Raw genomic sequence first — 21581 nt, forward strand, 5'->3', positions numbered from 1 at the left:
CACAAATATGATTTTGTTTACCTTGTTTATTGATGCCATTTTTACGGATATGGGTAGATTTACATTCAGGGCATTGCATTTTGATTTCCTCCATTCATATCTCTATTATGCAACGCCAAGTTTTATTTAGGGGCTGTTACACCGATGCGGGTGGTATAGTAGGATCGGGGAGGGTGCTGGGCTGCAGGGAGCGGTATGATTAATAGTTATACGGCTTAGTTTTGTGGTTGTGACATAGTTGGGAGTTTATCTGTGAGGCTTCTAGAGGGAAGAATTCAGTACAGTTGTTTATGAGGAAGAGAAACAATGCCAGTGTTTGATCAGCGGGGTCAAAAAGTAACTTATCAGTATAATGCTGCTGGTGACATCAATTTCGGTAATGTCCAAAATCGAGCAGACCTGATTAGTGAGTTAGAAAAACTCAAGGATGAGATATCAAAGGCTGGCGAGGCTGAAGTTATCGATGCTGAGATAGTCACAGATGCTCAGTACCAGATTCAGAAGGCTATTGATCAAGCCAAAAAATCAGAACCAAGCAGGAAATCTATATTGGACCATCTTGGTGAAGCAAAGGAATTTATGAAAGGTGTGGTCGAGGCTGGTGGTATCGTGACAGGTATTGTCAAGGCTATTGAGTTAGTTCAACAACTGTTTTGACAGTATAGTTGAGAGGGTGTTCGTATGCAATTTTTTAATGGATACTTACGGCGGTTCCTCTATCCATCTGGCACAAACAACTCCTTATTGGATAAGCCTTGACCCTTAGAAGATGTACCAGACTGAGCCTGAATCCGCCGTACTAAGGAGTTAGAAAATCATGGCAAGCTACGACCAGCGAAATCAGCATGTAAACACTCAGTTCAATATTAATCAAGTTTCTCAATCACCAGATCCAGATACTTTATTTAATCAAGGTATCCAATTTCTGGAGGCGAAGTCATACCAGCAATCAATAAATTTTCTCAAGGATGTAATCAAGGCTGATCCATCAATTGCTCCTGCCTACTATTATTTGGCACTAGCATTGCTTGGAGGCAGACGACCTAAAATACTGAAGCGTAGTGAAATCGAGGAAATTGATCAATTACTAACTACGGCTACGGCTATGGGTGATTCTGATGCAACTGTTCAATGGTTTCGAGCACTTGTTCGTGATGACTATTACAGTGGCAATCGAATAAAATGTCCCTCACCATCCGTAGCAAATATCTTGGAATCTATTCACCCTGGTGCAACCAATATCGACAGATTGCGAGTATTGCTGGCAAAACTACCGATGACCAATAACCAATTGTACATTGAGCTTGTTAAACAAATCTTATGAGTGGAGGAACATATTAATGACAGCATCCAAAAGTTCGGAAGATCAAAAGCGCCAGCGAATCCGAAATTACTTTAAAAAGCCAAAACTAAAGTGGCCAATCATCCTTCTTGTAATTGGCTTGCTCTTGCTATCACAATCCTCTAGTGCGGTAATCGGCCTACTTGTCTTAATTGCAGCAGGAGCATGGTTGTTTTTCGAGATCAAACCTGTTATGGATGCTCCTGGAGATCAAACAGTTGATGCTTGGCTAGTTGATGACATTGAACATCTTAAGAAACGTTCGATGGATCGCCTAAACATTGAGGAAGCAGAACTAATTAGAGATTCTGTTGTGATTCGCGGACCTATCCTCTGGTCAACTCATGGTGTTCCAACAGAAGAACTTGCCTGGAAAAAGGGTAAAGATGAGCGTATTCGATTTAGCATTAATGCTGTAACAGTTGTGCATTTAACTGAACATAAACTCAGTTCCTATCAGTGCGATTATAACTTTATAAGAGGTGTTCCTCTTAATGAAAGAGACGATGAATTCCACTATCGAGATGTAGTTGCCGTTTCGACGCGGGATGATTCTACGAACTACACATTACCAAATGGTGTATTGATGAAGCAGGCACAACTTTTCAAATTAGCAGTATCAAGTGGCGACAGTATTCAGGTTGTAGTGAATTCATCAGATTTGCTTAAATTTACAGGCGGAATTATGTTAGATACTGGGCTTGATACTGCTGTCAAAGCCCTGCGAAAAGTGCTAAGTGAAAAGAAGATTTAGTGCGATCGCCGATATTGTAGGGTGCGTTAATGAAATGTAACGCACCTTATCTAATGTTCAAAATTCGTGCGTTACGCTAACGCTAACACACCCTACTGGACTGTTTCAGTGCGATCTTGTGGGGTGCGTTAACGAAGTGTAACGTACCGATGATATTTTGCAGGTTTATGCCGACAATTTTATGGGTTGCTCTAGAACCGGAAAATTCTGAATTATCTGTGGGAGTGTAATCCCATAGTGCGATCGCCTCGCCCGTAGGTTGGGTTGACGCAAGGAAACCCAACATCAATCAACTCATAACAGTGCGATCGCTGATCTTGTAGGTTGGGTTGACGGTTGTTACCCAACTCCCTCAAAACCAAGATTAAATGCAGTAGGATAGACGTTGGATAGATTTTCTAGATTGCCGTGAGTGAAAGCGTCTATATTGAAACCAGCGTTATTGGTTATCTGACAGCCAGATCGACCAAAAACTTGGTTGTTGCTGGGAATATTGAAACGACAAGGGACTGGTGGCAAAATCGCCGTAATGATTTTCTTCTCTATATCTCACAGGTTGTTTTAGATGAAGTCGCTAAGGGAGATACAGAGATTGCTTTGAAAAGGTTAGAAATTGTCAATGAAATGCCTTTGGTTGAACTCAATCAAGCTGTACGCAACTTGGCAGCCCAGTTTCTTATACGAAGCAACCTTCCTGCCAAAGCTTCTGATGATGCGGTTCACATTGCTGCGGCGACTGTCCACGGGCTAGATTACTTGTTAACATGGAACTGTAAACATATTGCCAACGCTCAAATTCAGAGGAAGTTGGCAGAGCTCAGTCTTGATTTGGGATACGAGTTACCCATAATTTGTACTCCTTACGAACTTTTAGGAGATTATAACGATGTGGCAAGATGACATTTTAGATGAAATTCATAAATTTCGAGAAGAACACGCTAAATCCTTTAACTACGATTTGGATGCAATGTTTGTAGATTGGCAAAAAAGACAAGCAGAAAGTGGCAGGCAGGTAGTCAGCTTACCACCAAAGCAAGGTCTAACAAGTCGTTGGAGCCGACCAAAACAGGATGAACCACAAGAATCTCAAATCTAATCGTGGCGGCTCAACTTAGCCGTTAGACCGACAATGATTCGTACTTGTCTTTGTAAATAGTCCGATTGGTTAGTTATGATTGCGATGCCGAAGGCACTGCGTAGCAGTACGCTGATCTTGTAGGGTGCGTTAACGAAGTGTAACGTACCGATGATATTGTGCAGGTTTATGCCGACAATTTTATGGGTTGCTCTAGAACCGGAAAATTCTGAATTATCTGTGGGAGTGTAATCCCATAGTAAAATGCTTTATAAAAGCTCAACAAATTCGTCAACGCTCAAGCCGACTTGCCGAATAATTGCGCGTAAAGTACCTCGATCTAGTTCTTGATGATCTGGTACCGAGACTGTTGTTTTGGGAGCTTCACGTACTAAAATCATGTGACTTCCACGCTGACGCTCTACGGCAAAGCCTATTTGCTCAAGTGCTTTTACACATTCTGCGCCTGAGATAACAGGTAATTTACTCATACCAGAATGACCTCAACCGTATCATTGGGAACAGGTTCACCCCGATCCTGTAAAACTTCGATATACAGAGCGATTGCCTCTTCAATATTGGCTAGAGCCTCCTCACGAGTTTTTCCCTGGCTAATACATCCTGGCAAACTAGGAACTTCGACAACAAAGTAACTATCCTCACCAGGATAGAGAAGTACTTTACGGCTGGATTCAGCTTGTGGTTTAACCATAATCATTGCTCGATAACTATTTGGTTGTTTCATTCAAATATTAACATTTTATGTTCTAGAACCAGTGTGATGCCGAAGGCACTGCGTAGCAGCACGCCGATCTGGTAGGGTGCGTTAATGAAATGTAACGCACCTTATCTAATGTTCAAAATTCGTGCGTTACGCTGACTGGACTGTTTCAGCCGTAGGGTGCGTTTCCTAATGCGGGATTTTTGAGAACGCACCATGCACATTGATTGAAGCTGTGAGGTTAGGTGCGGTGCTGCTCTTGTGGGCCCAGTGGAGGAATGTTAGCGAAGATTGCCAATGTTTAGGTTAAAATAGAGGGGCAAAAGTTGCCACAGGGTCGCTTCAATGACAGTTCGACAACCCCGCTACAGCAAAGAAGAATTTGCCCGACGTGGACACGAAGTCTATGAGTCTCAGGTACGCTCCCAAATCGAGGAAGGGAATCATGGGAAGATTGTAGCAATAGACATCGAAACAGGGGCTTTTGAAGTGGCTGACGACAGCCTGACAGCTGCTAAACAACTGTTAATACGTTTTCCTGATGCACAAATATTTGGTATTCGCATTGGACATCGTGCCGTCCATCGTTTTGGCTTTCGTTCCCCCAGTGTGTCGCCATGATGATGGGGAGCGTCAATTCGCGCCGAGAAGCAATTATTCAATTCGTAGTGCTAGGCGAAAATCACCAGAGGCAAGCGATTAAAGCAGTTATTGACACTGGTTACACTGGATTTCTCACGTTGCCTTCCGCTATCATTACAAAACTAGGATTAACGTGGTATATGCAAGAAGAGGGAATCTTGGGCGATGGAAGCCTCTGTATGTTTAACGTATTTGAGGCAACTGTGATCTGGGATGGTCAGATCAAATCTATTGAAATCAATGAGTCAGAGACAGATCCATTAGTTGGTATGGGTTTACTTGATGGCTATGAGTTGAATATTCAGGGTTTTGCTGGGGGATTAGTGACAATTAAACCTTTGTCATAGTGCGATCACAATCGCCGTAGCCGTAGGGTGCGTTCCCTAATGCAAGTCCTACTGTTCCACCAATAGATTTTTGGGAACGCACCATGCACATTGATTGAAGTTGTCAGTCTAAGTGGGATGACGAAGGCACGGCCTAGCAGTACACTGATCTTGTCCGGTAAGGGGCGGGCTATAATGAACGGTGAACCTGATTGGTCAGAAAAAATTGACCAATATTTGTCTGGTGAAACCATTGACCATTAAGTGGATTCTAAGGAGCTAAGGGAATGACCTGGACGGCAAACCAACAAGCGAAAATTATCCGTACAGAGCGAGGACTGACGATCGCTGGCACGCGCATCACCCTCTATGATGTGATCGATCTCCTAAAAGCTGATTATCCTCCTAAACTGATTCGTGACACATTTAACCTCACGAACGCGCAAATTGACGCAGCTTTGTCCTACATTCAGGTAAACCAAGCTCAGGTCGAGGTTGAATATCAAGAGGTTCTTCAGAATAGGGAAGAAATTCGCCAGTACTGGGAAGATCGTAACCGTGAACGCTTTGCTCGAATTGCAGCAATGCCACATAAACCAGGACAAGAAGCGTTTTGGGCAAAGCTTGAGGAGCAGAGAGCCAGACGTGCTGCACAAAAACAATGACTTTCTTAGTTGACTACAACCTCGACGGTTATGCTGATTTTTCTTGGTATATTGGCAAAACGTGGTTGGCTTGAGTTTCAGTCTGTCCAATTTGTCACCTTTAGAGAGGTTGGACTGTCGATGGAAAGTAGCGATCGCGTAGTCTGGTGCTATGCTCAAGAACAGGAGATGATGATTCTTACTGCTAACCGAAATATGAAGGGTGATGATTCCCTTGAGCAGGTTATGCGAGAAGAGAACACAGAGAAATCGTTTCCAGTGTTGACGATTGGAAATCTCGATCGTTTGAGTGAAGCTGAGTATAGAGAGCGCTGCGCTGAACGACTGATCGAAATTGCTGTAGATCTTGATAATTACAAGGGGGTTGGTCGGTTATTCATTCCATGATATTGTCGGCTACGCTTGAAAATTAGGGCGATCGCAGTCTTATCGGTGAGAAGCACGGCATAACTTAGCCGTTATGCGGCAAGTTTCTGAATAGATCGCAATCGCTGTAGGGTGCGTTACCTAATGCAGGATTTTTTGGGACGCACCCTGCTTATACCAAATTTCTAAATCCATGACAGACATCCACGCTCGAATGCTTGCCAGGCCTGCATTCGTTGTGACGCAAATAAAGAAAAATGGTATTATTGATTGAAGTCGTTAGACCGCTTCAATTTTAGGGTAATAGTTGCTAAAGTCCGCTAACTTCACCGGTGAACCCACATAGGGAAAGGTTTGTGAGCACTAAAAAATTCTTTCTTCTCCATAAAGACAATAAAATCTCTATTCTGGAAGCATAAAGAGGCTTCAGGCGAATTTAAAGGCACATTTAAGCTATGTAAATCGAATATTTACACTTTTTTCAGCTAATCAAGCCATTAATGGCTTGATTTCTTTGCATCCAACCCAAACAGTATAATTTTTTCTTCGATGTATTGAAAATGTTTTTTATTTCGTATAGAATACAATTCGAGAGAAAATACCTAGCAATCTCCCATAAATAAACAAAGGAGCCGATGACATCGTGATCCCTGATCCTAGATCCCCAAAACGGAAAACCCTCTTACCTTTTATTTCTCTAGCTACGGCTGCCGTCGTGACAACGGGAATCGGACTAACTTTTAGTCCCCTATCAGCATCGAGTAATCTGCTGGCAGCTGCGGATAAACAGCAAGCTAAACAACAAACCGTGGAAATAACCCTGGTTTCCTACGCGGTGACTCAATCAGCCTACTCAAAAATCATCCCTCTATTCGTCAACAAATGGAAAAGAGAGAAAAAACAGGATGTGGTGATTAAACAGAGTTATGGTGGCTCTGGTTCCCAAACCCGCGCTGTTATCGACGGATTAGATGCAGATGTGGTAAATTTGGCTATCGGTTCCGATGTGGAACGCCTGCAAAAAGCGGGTTTAGTTAACCCCGGTTGGCAGAAAGAATTACCCAATAACGCCATCGCCACTCGTTCCGTGGTAGCTTTAGTTACTCGTCAGGGCAATCCCAAAGGAATCCGCAACTGGCCAGATCTAGCCAAATCGGGGATTAAAGTCATTACTGCCAACCCGAAAACCTCTGGGGTGGCCCGGTGGAATTTTCTGGCCCTGTGGGGATCGGTAACTCGGACCGGCGGCAGTGAAGCACAAGCGACCAATTTCGTCCGTAATGTCTATAAAAACGTGCCTGTACTACCCAAAGATGCCCGGGAAGCCAGCGATGTCTTCTTTAAACAGGATCAGGGGGACGTGCTGCTTAACTACGAAAACGAGGTGATTCTGGCCCGTCAAAAAGGAGAAACCGGTTTTTCCTATACTATTCCTCCAGTCAATGTTTCGATCGATCCGCCCGTGGCCGTAGTGGATAAAATAGTTGATAAACGCAAAACCCGGGAAGTAGCGACAGCTTTTGCCCAATTTCTCTTTACTCCCGAAGCGCAGCGGGAATTCGCCAAGGTGGGTTTCCGTCCCGTTAATGCTAATGTGGCTAAAGAGTTTAGTAAACAATATCCAAAAGTGTCGAATCTGTTCCCCTATACGGCGGTTGGTAGCTGGGATGCGATCCAGAAAAAATTCTTCGCTGATGGGGCGATTTTTGACCAAATTCAGCGTTAATTAGTAGTGAGCCATCAGCCGTCAGCTAGATAGCGCTTGCTGAATAAATCTGAAATGTGGGCAAGGGAAGGGTTTTGTGGCTTTTCTTGCGAAACAGGTGCAAGATTTTGAGAGAATCGTCGTTCAAAACCTTGCGTCTTCACCGGCCCGCGTCCTGTAGGGGCGAAGCATTCGGGCAATAACCTATCGGTGAAACCGTAGATTTTCTAACCGAATGCTTCGCCCGTACTTTTTGCCGCAAACCCTAGATAGCAGAGATAGTTGATTGCTGATGGCAAAAAAAACAAAACTAATAGTTAGTAACTAAAAAAAAGATGTATCTACTTGACAAAATAAAAAACGGAAGCTTGGTATTGATTGGTTACTTATTATCGCCCCTGTGTTGGTGGAACGATCTAATTTTTAATCTGCCGATCGCCTACGGTTTCGGTCGTTTAATTGCTTGCTTACACGCCGATTTTTTTCTCCCCGCAGCCGTGGTTGGTTATTGGTTATCTAATCTTGTGGGAATCCTACTGATGCAGTTTGGGACGAAAGAATTAATCGGTGGAGAGAAAAAAGAACGCAATTGGCCAAAAGAATTAAGAAATGGATTACTTTCCTCGACTGCCTATACATTAGTCATTATGGTCTTAATTCATTTTCAGATATTAGAAATGCCCCTGTTATCCTCGATCGCTACTTTTTCCCCGTGATTCCCAAAACCCACTTAAACAATAGCTTATTTTTCTTAGCCATCTTGTTAACATCGCTAAGTTTTACGGATTTAGCGATCGCTATTGACCAGCATCCCCAAGGATTTGCTTGGGAAAAATCGCTGCTGCTATCTATTCATCAAACCGCTAATTTAAACCTAAACTTTTTGGCCATAAAATTAACGGGATTAGGTACTTATTGGGGAGTGGCTCCGATACTAACAATTTCACTGCTGATTTTTGCCCTAAAAAAATACTGGTATGGGTTCGCTTATCTGCTTGTGACTATGGCTGGAGGTTGGGCAATTAGTTATAATCTCAAGATTGTTTTTCATCGAAATCGCCCGCAATTTTGGACGTTATTTTATCCCTTGCCCGATGATTTTGCCTTCCCTAGCGGTCATGCTTTATTTAGTTCCCTGTTAGTGGTTTCTTTACTGATCTTATCTTGGAGAACGCGCTGGTTTTTCGGGGTAGTTTTACTGGGGATTCCCTTGGTTTTGGTTATTGCTTGGACTCGTCTTTATTTAGGGGTTCACTTTCCTAGTGATATCCTTGCTGCTTGGCTTTTAGCGATCGCTTGGTCCCTCCTAGTTCATCTCTGGTGGCGACAGTTATTAGAGACACCCAAGGCGATCAATACCCAAGAGGAAACTAATAATTAGTTGATCGACTTGCTCCCCAAAAAAAATATCACGTTATACCTAAATTTTTGGAGAAAGCTAATCAAAGCCCTATAGTAATTATCGTTTGATATTCGTCGCTGACACTGAATCATGAAATCAAAACTGCCACGAGGGAAGGGTCTATCCCTGGGACGGTTTCAAAGCCGTCCCCTTGCTTTTCTCACTTTAGTTCTTCTGTGCATTTTAACCTTTACCTTAGCACCGTCATCGCCCCTGATGGCCACGTCCAAATCTGAGACTAAGATAGACTTTGTATCGCCGGCGTGGGTAGCACAAAATCTCAACGATCCGAAGTTAAAAATTCTCGATGTGCGGATTAATCCTTTGGAATATATCACCGGTCATTTACCGAAAGCGGTGAATATAGCCGACAATAATTTTCGTGGTCCAAACGGATTTTTGCCGGTTCAATATTGGCAAGAGGATAAAATTGGCAGTCTCTTTGCCGCCGCGGGAATCACTAATGGCGATCGAGTGGTAGTATATTCCGATGGTCGCGATGTCTTGGGGGCAACCATGGTCGCCTATTTACTAGAGCGATCGTGTTTCCGAGATGTGGCCGTCTTAGATGGTGGTTTTAAGGGTTATAAGGGTTCTGAACAGAAGGTAACGAAAGAATTCCCTAAATATCAACCAGGGAGCTTTACTGTCCGTGATAATCCCTCGATTCGGGTGACTTTGGCAGAAGTAGAAAAATTGATCGGCAAACCGGATGTGGTTGTTATCGATCCCAGGCCCGAAGAACTTTTTCAGGGAAAACAGGATATCTGGCTGAGAAATGGTCATATTCCGGGGGCGAAAAATATACCCTGGCCGACCTTTACGGAAGCGAATAATCCCGATGAATCCCTGAAAAATCACCATAAATTGCAATCTTTAGACGAAATCAGGAAGATTCTTGCCCAACGCAACATCAAGCCCTCGGATAATATTATTGTCAGTTGCAGTACGGGACGGGAAGCTACTTTACAGTATGTTGTCCTCAAACATCTGCTCGGTTATCCCAAGGTGCGAATTTACGAGGGTTCTTGGACAGAGTCCAGTACCACAGATCTGCCCGTCGCTACTGGGCCAGAAAAAGCGGTCTGAAGTCAAGTTTGTCGGTTTATACTCGTTGTGTGCAACCATCTTACCCAAGATGGTTTTTTTTGCGTTGTCAAATTGAAAGATGCTCCGAATCAGCACCGGAACTGAAATTACTTTGATAGGAAAGATTACATGGCATCTTGACAATTAGTGTTTAATGAACGAATAGTGCCGATAGTTGGGAGTCGAAGGGGTCGCTCGATTTAGCAGTGGAATTAGCCCTACAATCGGCGTAGGGCTAATTCATGAATTAGCCCTACAATCGGCGTTGTCAAATGGAAAGATGCTCCGAATCAGCACCGGAGCATCTTTCCTCTTCTGATCTGACAACGCCTTTTTTTTGCTTAGGGTGGGTTCCCGAGTAGGGCTAAGTTAGACGGACGCAAAAAAACCTCGGCGCTCATCCCGAGGTGAATTTAGGAGATTTGAGCTTATGTTGACGTAAAGTTGACGGGAATTAGCTAAGGGCGTTGATCACATAATCGATGTAGGAATTAGCTTCTACAGCAGCATCCCCACTTAATCCGTGATTGGTTTTGATGTATTTTAAGGCTTCGATATACCAGCTATGAGATAGTTCAAAAGCACTATTAATTTCACTCAAACCGGCGACCAGATATTCATCGATCGGGCCTGTACCTCCTACCACGAGGGCATAGGTAATAATTCGGATATAGTAGCCGATATCGCGAACGCACTTGGATTTCCCTCGCTCATCGTAGGCATAGTTCGGCCCCTGGAGTTGGGTGGTGTAGGGAAATTTTTGATAGACAGCGTTGGCTGCCTCTTGGGCTAAACTGGGGGCTTTTTGGGCGAGGATTTTTACCGCTTCTAGGGTGATGGCGGCCTGACGGAAACGACCGAAGGCTACTTGTAATTCAGCACTGCTGAGAAAACGGCCTTGGGAATCGGCAGTAGCCACCGCTTCGGTTAAAGGTGTTTTGGTCATCGATGGAATTGCTCCTACAAAAGTTTAATCGGATTGAGAGAAGAAAGTCACAGCATCAGGAAACTGCCGCCGCCGCTCGATCGAAGTAAGAAGCGACTTCTGCCAGTAAAGAACTGCAATCCCCACGAGTGATCCCGTTGGGATCGGCTGCTAGGGCAAGGGAAGCGTCTTTGAGCTTGAGAATTCCAGCTGCAACAGAAGCACCCGGAACCACTAGGGCGACGTAGGTTTCCCGGAGACCGTTCAAGGCGCGATCATCGAGGATGCTGGCATCGCCGGTGAAGGTGGCATAGGTAACGTAGCGCAGGATAATTTCCAAATCCCGCAAGCAGGCGGCGGCACGACGGTTTGTATAGGCGTTGCCACCGGGGGCAACTAAAACGGGCTGTTCTGAAAACAAACTACGCGCGGCATCGGTAACGATCGCAGAAGAATTACTGGAAAGACGATTGACCACATCGACGCGTTTATTACCATCTTTGACGAAGGCAATTAGGGCATTGACTTGATTCTCGCTCAGGTATTCCCCCCGGGTATCGGCCTGGGAAACGACTTTGGCAAAGGCATCTAACACCATAGTTTTCATCTCCTATAATGATGATTGGTTTCAGCAAAATATCGAGGTTGATTTTTCTGGCTTTTCTTTATTTTTTCGATAAAGTATCTGGGAGTTTTTCTCTTGGAACTATACTATCGTCCCAGAAAAAAGTTTTACTCTCCCTTGTCCAGATTTTTTTGTATATCGAGGAACAATTCTTGTTAATTGAATTTAGCGTTTTTATCCGCTCCTAGATAGACTTCGTTTTTGCCATAAATTATTTTATAGAACATATTTCCACCTTTATTTATTAAAAATTGTTTCTCAAAAAAGTGGCAAAAAAATAATTTTTTAGAATAAATCTCAGAAAACTTTCCTAAATGTGTAACCCTATACCAAGAAAAAGTATCACTCTTTTCATCTCTCTAATAATTCGTTTAAGTTATTTAAACAAATGTGCTTTCATATACTAATAATAATTAACTAAATTGAGGGAAATTTCCCAAGACAATTTGACCGATTGTGCTTCGATATACAAAAAAACGGCTCTTCTCGACTTTGTGTGATAATTTTTGCTTATGGAACCCTGAAGTGCTTATTGGGCAAAACTTTTAGGACTATTTTGCGGATATTCTATCGGTATAGACCTCGTTTCCACACAAATAAAAATCGACCGGGATAATCCCCGCCGAGTCACTGTACTTCAACCCCAAAAGTATTGTAAAACATTTAAAATACATATATAATCAGAAATAGCCAACAAGTATAAAGCAAGTGGGATTATGCCGATCGCAAGAGACATCACCCAATTGGTAGGACGGACACCCCTAGTCCAACTGAATCGAATCCCAGTAGCCGAGAGAGTAAAAGCCCGCATCGTCGTCAAACTAGAAAGTATGAACCCCGCCGCCTCGGTTAAGGATCGCATCGGGGTCAGTATGGTGGAGGACGCGGAAGCCGCCGGACTAATTCACCCCGATAAAACAATTCTGGTGGAACCAACTTCCGGCAATACCGGCATCGCCCTGGCCATGGTAGCCGCTGCCAAAGGCTATCGCTTAGTCCTGACTATGCCCGAAACCATGAGTTTAGAACGACGAGCGATGTTAAAAGCTTACGGAGCGCAATTAGAATTAACCCCGGGTAGCCAAGGCATGAAAGGAGCGATCGCCCAGTCTGAGGAAATAGTCGAAAATACCCCCAACGCCTATAGTTTGCAACAGTTCCGCAACCCGGCCAACCCGAAAATTCACCGGGAAACCACCGCCGAAGAAATCTGGACCGATACCGACGGCCTGGTAGATATCGTTATCGGTGGCGTGGGAACCGGGGGAACCATTACCGGTATTGCCGAAACCATTAAACCCCGTCGTCCCCAATTTCAAGCGATCGCAGTTGAACCCTCTAATAGTCCCGTCTTATCGGGGGGACAACCGGGGCCGCACAAAATCCAAGGCATCGGGGCCGGTTTTATTCCGGCCATTTTCCGACCGGAATTAATCGATGAGGTGATTGTCGTCGATGATACAGAGGCTTTCGCCTACGCGCGACGGTTAGCTCGTCAGGAGGGACTACTATCGGGCATCTCGGCCGGGGCGGCTTTATGGGCGGCGATTCAAGTGGGCAAAAGACCCGAAAACGAAGATAAATTAATCGTCATGATTCAGCCTAGTTTCGGGGAACGTTACCTCAGCACGGCCCTGTTTAAAGACCTCGAAGATATCGACTAATAGGACAATAAATTGATGGAATTTGCAACGAGGGCGATTCATGGGGCGGTAACGGTTCCCATTGATCTCACTTCCACCTATAACACCGGCTTTACTACGATTATCGATCGGGATCGAGAATAGAAACGATTTAAAGCGGGATCTGGAAAAGGCTTTGATTGGTTAGGCGAAGTTTTTATCTCATTTGATGGGTTAAGCCATGTTTTTTGACTCGGAAGATTGGCAAACGATTATTTTTCGGCTCAGTATGGCTATGGCCGTCGGCTGTCTGATTGGTTATAACCGACAGCGAGGCGGTCGTCCGGCTGGATTGAGAACTTTTATCATCGTTAGTCTCGGAGCTGCCATGTTCGTGATGATTCCCCTACAAGCGGAGGGAGATGTGGGTTATGCGTCTTCTAATGCTCTCAGTCGTACTATTCAAGGGGTCGCTTCTGGTGTCGGTTTTTTAGGGGCGGGAATCATCCTACAACAATCCCATCGGGAACTAAATAAGGTACAAGTGAAAGGTTTGACTTCAGCGGCGACTATTTGGTTAGCGGCAGGATTAGGCGCGGCTTCTGGCTGCGGTTTATGGCAGATGGTTCTGGTGGGAACTTTTTTCACTCTCTCCACCCTCAGTGGCATTAAACGACTGAAGAAAAAACAACCTTTAGCCAAATATATTAAAGGTCGTAAGAAAATATCTCCGATTAATCAAGAAATAGACTCATCGGATAGTTCAGCGTCTCATTAATAAAAAAAAGTGATAAAAATTAATTTTTTATTAAGAGAGTAAAAGCTTTTCTATAATGGCTTTTAGCCCAAAAAGTTTATATTTTTATCTACAATTTATTAAGCAAAAAATATAATAAATTTTTTATAAAATATTTGTATATAAACAACATGCAAATATTTTATGTGATAATATTTAGTAGAGAGTAACTAATTTTTCTAAACAGGAGAAAATCAAATCATGATCAACCGAAATAAGAGCTTTCAAAGCCTCAAAAATCAAGTTTTCCGGCTGCTGATTTTCCTCTTAACTGTCACTTTGCTCCTCGGGGGAAGAGGAAATGCGATCGCCTTGCCCCTACTCCCCGAACAGTTGGCCGTTATCGACCGTGCCACGGCAACGGGTGGCACCGTGGTGGAACCAGTTAAGAAAAAAAATGAGGTTTCTAGCCCAAAAATTCTGGAAGATGCCCAAATTGCCTATGAAAAAGCCATCCAAGCCACAAAATCGGCTATCGATGACCTAAAGGCTCAACTAGCCGCTCCTTCTCTCGACAAGAAGATTATCGAAGCTCAACAGGACAACCTAGAGGACTTAGCGGACAATATTGACGATCTAGGGGAAAAAGTGAGTAAATTGACGAAAAAATTGACCAAATCCGGGGCTAAACTCAGTGAAACCCTGCAAAACAACCTTATTACCCTAGAAAATAGCCTTGTTAATACCTCCGAGACGATCGATATCTTAGCCGACGACACCGAACGACTCAAAGACAGTGCTTCCCCTTTCCTGAAAACTCGCGTGGAAAAAACCATCGACGCGGTTAAACAGACTCTACAGGAAAGCGATCGAGCTTGGCAAGAACTGATCTCCTCGGCCACCACGGAACTGGAGAAGACTAGCACCCCGAAATAAATAGGGCTTGCAAGGGCATAAAATCGGTCTTTTTTGGGGTAATTATCGTTTTTACCCCAAAATTCTCCCCAAAAGCCTTAACTCGTCTAAAAAGCCCCTTTATCGACCACCTTGTGCTTTTGACTAGCTAAGTACCTCATCAAAATTAATTACCAATCATGACGCTTACCTATCAACCACCAACCCCCCATCGCTGGCACTTTGATAATCGGGCGATTTTGCCCCTGAGAAACCCTAATTTCTGGAAAATCGAGAGTGGAGTCGTGAAAACCTCCACCTGGTTAGAAGATGGAACCCTAATCGTCTTGGGATTGTGGGGACCTGGCAATTTTGTTGGCAAAACCCTAGAGAGAGTCAATCCCTATCAAGTTGAGTGCATCACTCCAGTGCAAGCAGTTTCCTTTTCCACAGTTGAGAGTTATCAAATGGCAGAAATTCTGCTGTCTCATCTTCAGCAAGCACAAGAACTAAGTATTATTCGTAGCTACAAACGTACTGATATTATGGTTGTGAAATTACTGTCATGGTTAGGCAATCAATTTGGTAAACAAACTGGTACTGGACAATTAATTGATGTGCGTCTAACTCATCAGGATATCGCTGATTTATTAGGAACCACCAGAGTCACAATTACCCGCGCACTTAATCATCTTGAACAACAGGGGGCCGTGGAACGTCTTCCCGTCCATCGTCTTCTTTTACGAGAGGAGGAAATCTGGCACTACGAGATTTAGAATGGGGAGGATTATCTCTTTTTTCAATCTATGAATTGGTTAGTAACCCTTTTAATTACTAGCGTCACGAGTTTTGTGGCCACAAATCTTGATGATCTGATGGTGCTAATGTTGTTTTTCTCGCGACTTAATGCTAATTTTCGACCTCGACACCTGATTGTTGGTCAATACCTCGGTTTTACCCTGATTCTCCTAGCTAGTTCCCTCGGTTTACTATTTGGGTTACTGGTTTCTAAAGAATGGATTGGTCTATTAGGATTTATCCCTCTAATTATCGGCATTAAACAACTTTTGTCAAGGGAAAATGAGGATTACATTCAAGAAGTAAGAGAAGATGTTAATTATTCTAAAAATCGCTCCTTTGTTCCTCGTTTTCCCTCCCAAACCTATTACATCGCTGCCGTGACCGTGGCTAATGGCGGTGATAATATTGGTATTTATACCTCTCTTTTTGCCAATAATTCCCCGATGCACGTCTTAATTATCATGATAATTTTTTATCTCATGATGGGAATTTGGTGCGTCCTAGCCTATTTTTTGATTACCCATCCCAGGATAGCTAAAGTGGTTACAAACTACGGACATAAAATTAGTCCTTTTATCTATATTATTCTAGGAATTTATATCTTAATTGACAGCAAATCCTATCGTTTATTTTTAATGTATTAAACAATAATGCCCAAAAATTATCTTTCAGCTAAGTAGGTAGGTGTTAAAAGTTGTCAGACACCCCCCTTATCAAGGGGGGCAGGGGGGATCCCCCCGCCTATCGGCACCCCCCTTATCAAGGGGGGCAGGGGGGATCAGAGGCAAAATCTATCTTCAATTTAATTATAACTACTTACTTAGACCAAGTAATACTAACTCTTTAACCCTTACCATACCCCTTATCTATGAGCTACATTGACCGGAATCAATTTTCTGCAACTTTCGACATCGCCATTATCGGGGGAGGATTTAGTGGCTCCCTCGTGACAGCGAACCTGTTGCGCGACACAGGGACTCCATTATCGATCGCTCTGATCGAGCGCCGAAAACCCCTCGGTACGGGGATCGCCTACGGAACGCGAGATAGCGGCCACCTGCTCAATATTCCCGCAGGCAAAATGAGCGCCTTCGAGGACGATCCCGAACATTTCCTCCACTGGTTAGCAGATAACGGCTATCGATCGATCGATCCGGCCAGTTTTGTACCGCGTCTAGTGTACGGCAAATACATCCGATCGATCCTAGAAGAAGCGCGGGACAACGCCATTGCCGATCACCGTCTGGAAACATTTACCGATGCGGCGATCGATCTGGTCCTCGACGGGGAAAAGGCGACGATTACCCTCAAAGGAGGCAAGAAAATCAGCGCCGCTAAGGTAGTTCTGGCGCTGGGCAATTTTCCCGCAACGGTTCCCCAACCCCTCGCGTCTCTCAATTCCCCCTATCTCCGCGACGCTTGGCAGACGGAGGCACTCGCCGAGCTAAAACCCGACGGGACGATGCTGCTGGTCGGTACGGGGTTAACGATGGTGGATATGGTGGTTTCCCTGGCACAAAGGGGATTCACGGGCAAAATCCACGCAGTTTCCCGTCATGGACTGATCCCTCGATCGCACCGACCCACCGATCCCTATCCCCCGTTCCTCACCCTCGAAACCGCGCCCCAGACCACCCGGGGACTCCTAGGGCGGATTCGCGCGGAGGTAAAAACCGCAGAGAGTCAAGGTCACGACTGGCGGGCCGTTTTAAACGCCTTACGTCCTATATCTCAAGGTCTATGGCATTGTCTGCCGATAGCGGAACGCGCCAGATTTCTACGCCACCTGAAAGCCTATTGGGAGGTTCTTCGCCATCGCCTCGCCGACGAGATCGCCAGTATCCTCGATGAGGCTGTAGAATCGGGACAATTAACCTATCATGCGGGAAGAATTGAAAGTGCTGAGGATAAAAACGGCTGTGTAGAGGTTACTATCCGTCAACGGGGAACGGGAAACCTGTTAAACCTACCGGTCGATCGAATTATTAACTGTACCGGCGCAAGTAACGATTACAGGACGATCACCGATCCCCTTGTCGTTCATCTTCGCCAACGAGGGTTAATCCGTCCCCATTCCCTAGGTTGTGGCATCGAAACCGCCGACAATGGGGCAATTCTCGGGCCAGACGGTACGGCATCGCCAACGCTCTACACTTTGGGAAATCCCCGCAAAGGCGATCTCTGGGAAACCACCGCCATCCCCGAACTGCGTTTACAGGCGGCCGAACTGGCCCGGGAGTTGTTGCGATCGCTGAAAGAGAGAATTTCTCTCCCCACGGCCTACTCGATCGCATTCGGGCCGGCAGCGCCGATTTTCCGCCAGCTTTTCGATAGGGAATCGAGTACCTACACCTATCTGATCGCTGATTCGGGTACGGGGGAGGCAATTTTAATCGATCCGGTCCTCGAACAGGTCGATCGCGATCGGCAGATTCTTTGGCAGTTGGGGTTAACTCTAGGCTACACGATGGAAACCCATGTCCACGCCGACCATATCACCGGAGCGCACCGCTTACGGGAGTTAACCAACTGTTCGATCCTCGTTCCCGAAAATGCGGAAGTGAGCGATATCGATGGTTATGTGCGCGATGGCGATATCTGGATCGTGGCAGGTCAGCAGCTAAAAGCGATCGCCACTCCAGGCCACACCGATAGTCATATAGCCTATCTCATCGATGAAAAACGCCTATTAACGGGGGATGCACTCTTAATTCGCGGTTGTGGTCGTACCGATTTTCAGAACGGTTCGCCGGAAGTACTATACAAGACGGTGACGGAGAAGTTATTCACTCTCCCCGACGATACGCTTGTTTATCCCTGCCACGATTATCTGGGCAGAACGGTCTCCTCGATCGGTGAGGAAAAGCGCTGGAATCCCCGTTTTGCCGGCCGCGATCGTGAGGATTTTATTCAGTTAATGAATAATCTCAATCTCCCCTATCCCAAGAAGATGACCGCTGCCTTAAGTGCCAACGCACGGGGTGGTAAGGTGGTTTTCGTCATGGATTATCAGATATAAACGGGCAAGCGATACTCAAAAGCCGCTCGATTTCTAGTGCTTCGCTCGGAATGTGACAGATCGTCCGTGGACTCATCGTCTATGTTCGGTCAGGATAGAGCTATGGACGAAAACAAGGCAAAAATTTTAAAAGCGTTGGGTTCGTTAGTAAGACAACACAGAGAAAATCTAGGTATTTCCCAAGAAGAACTAGCGACACGCTCGAATCTAGATAGAACATATATTTCTGGCATCGAGCGCGGGATTCGCAATCCTTCTGTAACCGCTCTTGTTAGTCTGGCGAACGGAATGAACCTCAATGTCTCCAATCTATTAGAAGGCTTGGAAAACAAAGTTAATCAAACCAATGGAAAAGATCGTACAACACGGACAACGTAGACACTCAAAAGCTTCCGAAAGTTACATAGATGTTACTTTTCGATATGATGACGGTACGATTTGGGAAGGCGCGATTCCAGTTGAGTATAGACGTACTGGCGTAGATCTGGCCGAATCTTCGGCTCTTCTCGACTTTGTGTGATAATTTTTGCTTATGGAACCCTGAAGTGCTTATTGGGCAAAACTTTTAGGACTATTTTGCGGATATTCTATCGGTATAGACCTCGTTTCCACACTCTTCAGCAAGCTTTTCTATACTGTCATCCGAGTAATTATCCGAAGTGGAGACAAGAACAAGAGGTCTTCTGGTTACAGAAAGAAGCGGAAGTAACAAAATCATTCTTTGATGTACTCATCACTTTTAAATGGACTTGTGTTGCTTGTCAATTACCCCCGAATCCGAATTGGGCTAGAAGGATTCAAGATTTAAAAGAAATGGGATATACGATCGCAACTCATACATCAAAAAAATGCCCGACTTGTGGTTCCAAGAAAACGCATATTATACTTGTTCCTCTACCTCGTGGTGGAATATCTGGATACGAAGTATGGTCGTCATCCCTACGAAAGAAAATCATTGATCTGCTCGGTGGTTATGATGCTTACGAGGGTAAGACTGTAGGGAAAGATAATCTGTTACCCGACCATAAATTTCCAGAAATTCGTTGGGGAAACGATACGAGACGAGATTCATTAGAGCATTTGGCCGATACGGAGATTCGAGAACAATTTCAACTTTTGACGAATCAGCGCAATTTACAGAAGCGTGAAGTCTGCCGTAAATGTTACCAAACAGGGGATCGGGGCTATCCCTTCGGTATCCAATACTATTATGAGGGTGATGAAAAATGGCCGGATACCATTCCAAAAAGTGGAAAAGTGGCGGAAGTAGGGTGTAGTGGCTGTGGATGGTATGATTTGCAGAAATGGAGAATTGCTCTCAACCGCAAGCTATCGGATTTAAATTCTGATTAATCTGCGATTCTTGCTCTAGCTGTAAAGCAACTTTGTTGAGATAAGGAATTAAAGCGTATCCGATACATTCGGCTAAACGTGGGGGAACCGCATTACCAATTTGCCACATAGCTTTTTTCATGGTTCCCTCAAAAATAAACGAATCGGGGAAAGATTGAAGTCTGGCCATTTCACGGGCGGAAATAACTCGATTAAGATGGGGATGAATATGTGTACCTCCATGATTTTCTTTGATGGTCATACTCGGTTTGCCTGGATACTGGCGCTTAAAAGCATCAACGTAGGTTTCATAGAGAGAACCACCGGGGGGTACTCGTGCGATCCGTTCCATATACTTCGAGGAATGGCGTGTCCATTCATGATTAATTTCGGGAATAGGCGTGTAAGCAGGTAAATCGGAAATAGCCGACTCTATCGGAATATATTGATGAGGTAGTAATTGAGGTTGAGGATAAGGATTAGGTAGATCGAATCTATTAGCTATAAAAATTGCTCTCGGTCTAATTTGAGGAATTCCATAAGCGGCAGATTCAAGAATAGCGATCGAAATATTAGAATAACCGATCGATTCAAACTCTTCTAAGATAGTTTCTTTCACCTTGCCTTTTTGCATCGTGAGAATCCCTGGCACATTTTCCATGACGACATACCAAGGCTGAATTTCAGAAACCACTCTTATAAACTCTTTAAATAATTGATTTCGAGGATCATTGGGATCTCGTTTACCAGCGACCGAAAAACCCTGACACGGCGGACCTCCAACCACTAAATGTATATCGGGTGAGCCTGCCAAGATAAGCCATTTCTCTGCTTGAAAGTCATGAATATCACCACAGAAATGATGGCATTGTGGGAAGTTGTACCGATGTGTTAATGAAGCGACAGGATTGATTTCAACACTTGCTGCTGGATGAAAATTTGCCTGAACTAAACCTTGAGTTATGCCACCAGCACCACAAAATAAATCAATGAAGTTATAAGTTAGATGAGGAGCGATCGGACAATTAACATCCACAAAAACTTGATGTAAATCACGCTTGATGGTCAGTAGTTCCCGTTGAATTTTTTCATAACGTCCTAATTTGACTTTTTTCGTCTTTTCAATATCTTGATTATTTTGAGGGAATAATGATAATTGAAGTTCTGACATTGCTCTGACTTGAATATATATGGTTTATTGTGACACATCGTCCACAAAAAATCAAGTCACGCCTATGGAAGGTAGAGTAACAAAGTCAAGCTACTTTTAACCTGGTCGTCATCAATCCCCGATCGCTCTCTACCCGACCATCCCCAACCCGCGACCATTGCCCATTTCCCACCCATTCCCGAAAGTGACTAGAAGAACCTAGGTTGGGTTGAAGCATTAAACCCAACGCCCGCTCATGTTACGCTACCGCTAACCCAACCTTGTATCTTGAGAAGTAGGCAACCCGTCCCAACCTAGGTAAAAAATACCGCTTTGTAGCTTGGGTGCCTATATTCTGAAAAAGGGCGTGGACATCCAGTTCAACCGAGG

General features: G+C 44.5%; 26 protein-coding genes and 2 pseudogenes. 22 read left to right on the forward strand and 6 right to left on the reverse strand.

Annotated features, from left to right (window positions below; all coding sequences use genetic code 11):
• Positions 1–79: transposase-like zinc-binding domain-containing protein (locus EWV66_RS24180; protein ID WP_502705652.1), on the reverse strand; the 79-nt coding region annotated here is incomplete at its 3' end.
• A gap of 227 nt (positions 80–306) precedes the next feature.
• On the opposite strand from EWV66_RS24180, the gene EWV66_RS14490 reads away from it, so the two are divergent.
• The 5 genes from EWV66_RS14490 (at position 307) to EWV66_RS14510 (ending at position 3192) form a co-directional block, all read left to right on the forward strand.
• Positions 307–657 (forward strand): hypothetical protein, encoded by a 351-nt coding sequence (locus tag EWV66_RS14490; protein WP_052276037.1) that lies wholly within the window; start codon positions 307–309, stop codon positions 655–657.
• Positions 658–817: 160 nt separating this feature from the next.
• Entirely contained in the window at positions 818–1324 is a 507-nt protein-coding gene (locus EWV66_RS14495) for a hypothetical protein (protein WP_287107255.1), read from the forward strand.
• A 16-nt stretch (positions 1325–1340) separates the two neighbouring features.
• Positions 1341–2096 carry a hypothetical protein gene (locus tag EWV66_RS14500; protein WP_052276035.1) on the forward strand — a complete coding sequence of 252 codons (756 nt, stop codon included), beginning with the start codon at positions 1341–1343 and terminating at the stop codon, positions 2094–2096.
• A gap of 408 nt (positions 2097–2504) precedes the next feature.
• Entirely contained in the window at positions 2505–2996 is a 492-nt protein-coding gene (locus tag EWV66_RS14505) for a type II toxin-antitoxin system VapC family toxin (protein WP_052276034.1), read from the forward strand.
• The gene (locus EWV66_RS14510) at positions 2983–3192 is read left to right on the forward strand and encodes a hypothetical protein (protein ID WP_002732654.1); all 210 of its coding nucleotides are present in this window, start codon (positions 2983–2985) and stop codon (positions 3190–3192) included. The genes EWV66_RS14505 and EWV66_RS14510 overlap by 14 nt, the downstream gene beginning before the upstream one ends.
• A gap of 248 nt (positions 3193–3440) precedes the next feature.
• Here the strand turns inward: EWV66_RS14510 and EWV66_RS14515 are convergent, their stop codons facing one another.
• Both EWV66_RS14515 and EWV66_RS14520 read right to left on the reverse strand, forming a co-directional pair.
• Positions 3441–3662 (reverse strand): type II toxin-antitoxin system HicA family toxin, encoded by a 222-nt coding sequence (locus tag EWV66_RS14515; protein ID WP_052276033.1) that lies wholly within the window; start codon positions 3660–3662, stop codon positions 3441–3443.
• A complete protein-coding gene (locus EWV66_RS14520) occupies positions 3659–3883 on the reverse strand; it encodes a type II toxin-antitoxin system HicB family antitoxin (protein ID WP_002779120.1) in 225 nt (74 codons plus the stop codon). The genes EWV66_RS14515 and EWV66_RS14520 overlap by 4 nt, the downstream gene beginning before the upstream one ends.
• A gap of 354 nt (positions 3884–4237) precedes the next feature.
• On the opposite strand from EWV66_RS14520, the gene EWV66_RS14525 reads away from it, so the two are divergent.
• The 8 genes and pseudogenes from EWV66_RS14525 to EWV66_RS14560 all read left to right on the forward strand — a co-directional run bounded on the left by EWV66_RS14525 (position 4238) and on the right by EWV66_RS14560 (position 10087).
• Positions 4238–4513 (forward strand): hypothetical protein, encoded by a 276-nt coding sequence (locus tag EWV66_RS14525; RefSeq protein WP_002733756.1) that lies wholly within the window; start codon positions 4238–4240, stop codon positions 4511–4513.
• A complete protein-coding gene (locus EWV66_RS14530; RefSeq protein WP_002793813.1) occupies positions 4510–4881 on the forward strand; it encodes a clan AA aspartic protease in 372 nt (123 codons plus the stop codon). The genes EWV66_RS14525 and EWV66_RS14530 overlap by 4 nt, the downstream gene beginning before the upstream one ends.
• A gap of 266 nt (positions 4882–5147) precedes the next feature.
• Complete coding sequence (locus EWV66_RS14535) at positions 5148–5525, forward strand: DUF433 domain-containing protein (RefSeq protein WP_002741562.1); 378 nt, start codon at positions 5148–5150, stop codon at positions 5523–5525.
• A pseudogene (locus EWV66_RS14540) lies at positions 5522–5912 on the forward strand (DUF5615 family PIN-like protein). Before EWV66_RS14535 ends, EWV66_RS14540 begins: the two are co-directional and overlap by 4 nt.
• Before the next feature lie 622 nt (positions 5913–6534).
• Positions 6535–7617 carry a sulfate ABC transporter substrate-binding protein gene (locus EWV66_RS14545; protein ID WP_185237283.1) on the forward strand — a complete coding sequence of 361 codons (1083 nt, stop codon included), beginning with the start codon at positions 6535–6537 and terminating at the stop codon, positions 7615–7617.
• Positions 7618–7931: 314 nt separating this feature from the next.
• Positions 7932–8312: a DUF7980 family protein gene (locus tag EWV66_RS14550; RefSeq protein WP_052276030.1), complete on the forward strand. Its 381-nt coding sequence runs from the start codon at positions 7932–7934 to the stop codon at positions 8310–8312.
• Complete coding sequence (locus EWV66_RS14555; RefSeq protein ID WP_052276029.1) at positions 8309–8977, forward strand: phosphatase PAP2 family protein; 669 nt, start codon at positions 8309–8311, stop codon at positions 8975–8977. Before EWV66_RS14550 ends, EWV66_RS14555 begins: the two co-directional genes overlap by 4 nt.
• A 111-nt stretch (positions 8978–9088) precedes the next feature.
• A complete protein-coding gene (locus EWV66_RS14560) occupies positions 9089–10087 on the forward strand; it encodes a sulfurtransferase (protein WP_052276028.1) in 999 nt (332 codons plus the stop codon).
• 454 nt (positions 10088–10541) lie between these two features.
• On the opposite strand, the gene cpcA is transcribed toward EWV66_RS14560, so the two are convergent.
• Together cpcA and cpcB are read right to left on the reverse strand one after the other, a co-directional pair.
• A complete protein-coding gene (gene cpcA, locus EWV66_RS14565; protein WP_287107256.1) occupies positions 10542–11033 on the reverse strand; it encodes a C-phycocyanin subunit alpha in 492 nt (163 codons plus the stop codon).
• Between the two features lie 55 nt (positions 11034–11088).
• A complete protein-coding gene (gene cpcB, locus EWV66_RS14570; protein WP_284526154.1) occupies positions 11089–11607 on the reverse strand; it encodes a C-phycocyanin subunit beta in 519 nt (172 codons plus the stop codon).
• A gap of 746 nt (positions 11608–12353) precedes the next feature.
• Here cpcB and cysK point away from each other — a divergent pair.
• The 9 genes and pseudogenes from cysK (at position 12354) to EWV66_RS14620 (ending at position 20062) form a co-directional block, all read left to right on the forward strand.
• Positions 12354–13301: a cysteine synthase A gene (gene cysK, locus EWV66_RS14575; RefSeq protein WP_052276026.1), complete on the forward strand. Its 948-nt coding sequence runs from the start codon at positions 12354–12356 to the stop codon at positions 13299–13301.
• Between the two features lie 199 nt (positions 13302–13500).
• Complete coding sequence (locus EWV66_RS14585) at positions 13501–14037, forward strand: MgtC/SapB family protein (RefSeq protein WP_002733201.1); 537 nt, start codon at positions 13501–13503, stop codon at positions 14035–14037.
• Positions 14038–14256: 219 nt separating this feature from the next.
• On the forward strand, positions 14257–14931 hold the full coding sequence (locus tag EWV66_RS14590; protein WP_147070956.1) for a hypothetical protein: 675 nt from the start codon (positions 14257–14259) through the stop codon (positions 14929–14931).
• A gap of 158 nt (positions 14932–15089) precedes the next feature.
• Positions 15090–15665, forward strand: coding sequence for a Crp/Fnr family transcriptional regulator (locus EWV66_RS14595; RefSeq protein WP_072925100.1), 576 nt, complete (start codon positions 15090–15092; stop codon positions 15663–15665).
• 30 nt (positions 15666–15695) lie between these two features.
• Complete coding sequence (locus EWV66_RS14600) at positions 15696–16334, forward strand: cadmium resistance transporter (RefSeq protein WP_052276024.1); 639 nt, start codon at positions 15696–15698, stop codon at positions 16332–16334.
• A 224-nt stretch (positions 16335–16558) separates the two neighbouring features.
• Positions 16559–17038 (forward strand): annotated as a pseudogene (locus EWV66_RS14605) (FAD/NAD(P)-binding protein); the annotation flags it as partial.
• A gap of 963 nt (positions 17039–18001) precedes the next feature.
• On the forward strand, positions 18002–18709 hold the full coding sequence (locus tag EWV66_RS14610; RefSeq protein ID WP_249264845.1) for an MBL fold metallo-hydrolase: 708 nt from the start codon (positions 18002–18004) through the stop codon (positions 18707–18709).
• A 102-nt stretch (positions 18710–18811) separates the two neighbouring features.
• Positions 18812–19087 carry a helix-turn-helix domain-containing protein gene (locus EWV66_RS14615; protein WP_052278399.1) on the forward strand — a complete coding sequence of 92 codons (276 nt, stop codon included), beginning with the start codon at positions 18812–18814 and terminating at the stop codon, positions 19085–19087.
• Between the two features lie 198 nt (positions 19088–19285).
• Entirely contained in the window at positions 19286–20062 is a 777-nt protein-coding gene (locus tag EWV66_RS14620) for a hypothetical protein (protein WP_287115997.1), read from the forward strand.
• On the opposite strand, the gene EWV66_RS14625 is transcribed toward EWV66_RS14620, so the two are convergent.
• On the reverse strand, positions 20028–21212 hold the full coding sequence (locus EWV66_RS14625; RefSeq protein WP_052276021.1) for a DNA cytosine methyltransferase: 1185 nt from the start codon (positions 21210–21212) through the stop codon (positions 20028–20030). The genes EWV66_RS14620 and EWV66_RS14625 overlap by 35 nt on opposite strands.
• Positions 21213–21581: the final 369 nt, after the last annotated feature.

The sequence above is a fragment of the Microcystis sp. M_OC_Ca_00000000_C217Col genome (assembly GCF_007095585.1).
Classification (GTDB): domain Bacteria; phylum Cyanobacteriota; class Cyanobacteriia; order Cyanobacteriales; family Microcystaceae; genus Microcystis; species Microcystis panniformis.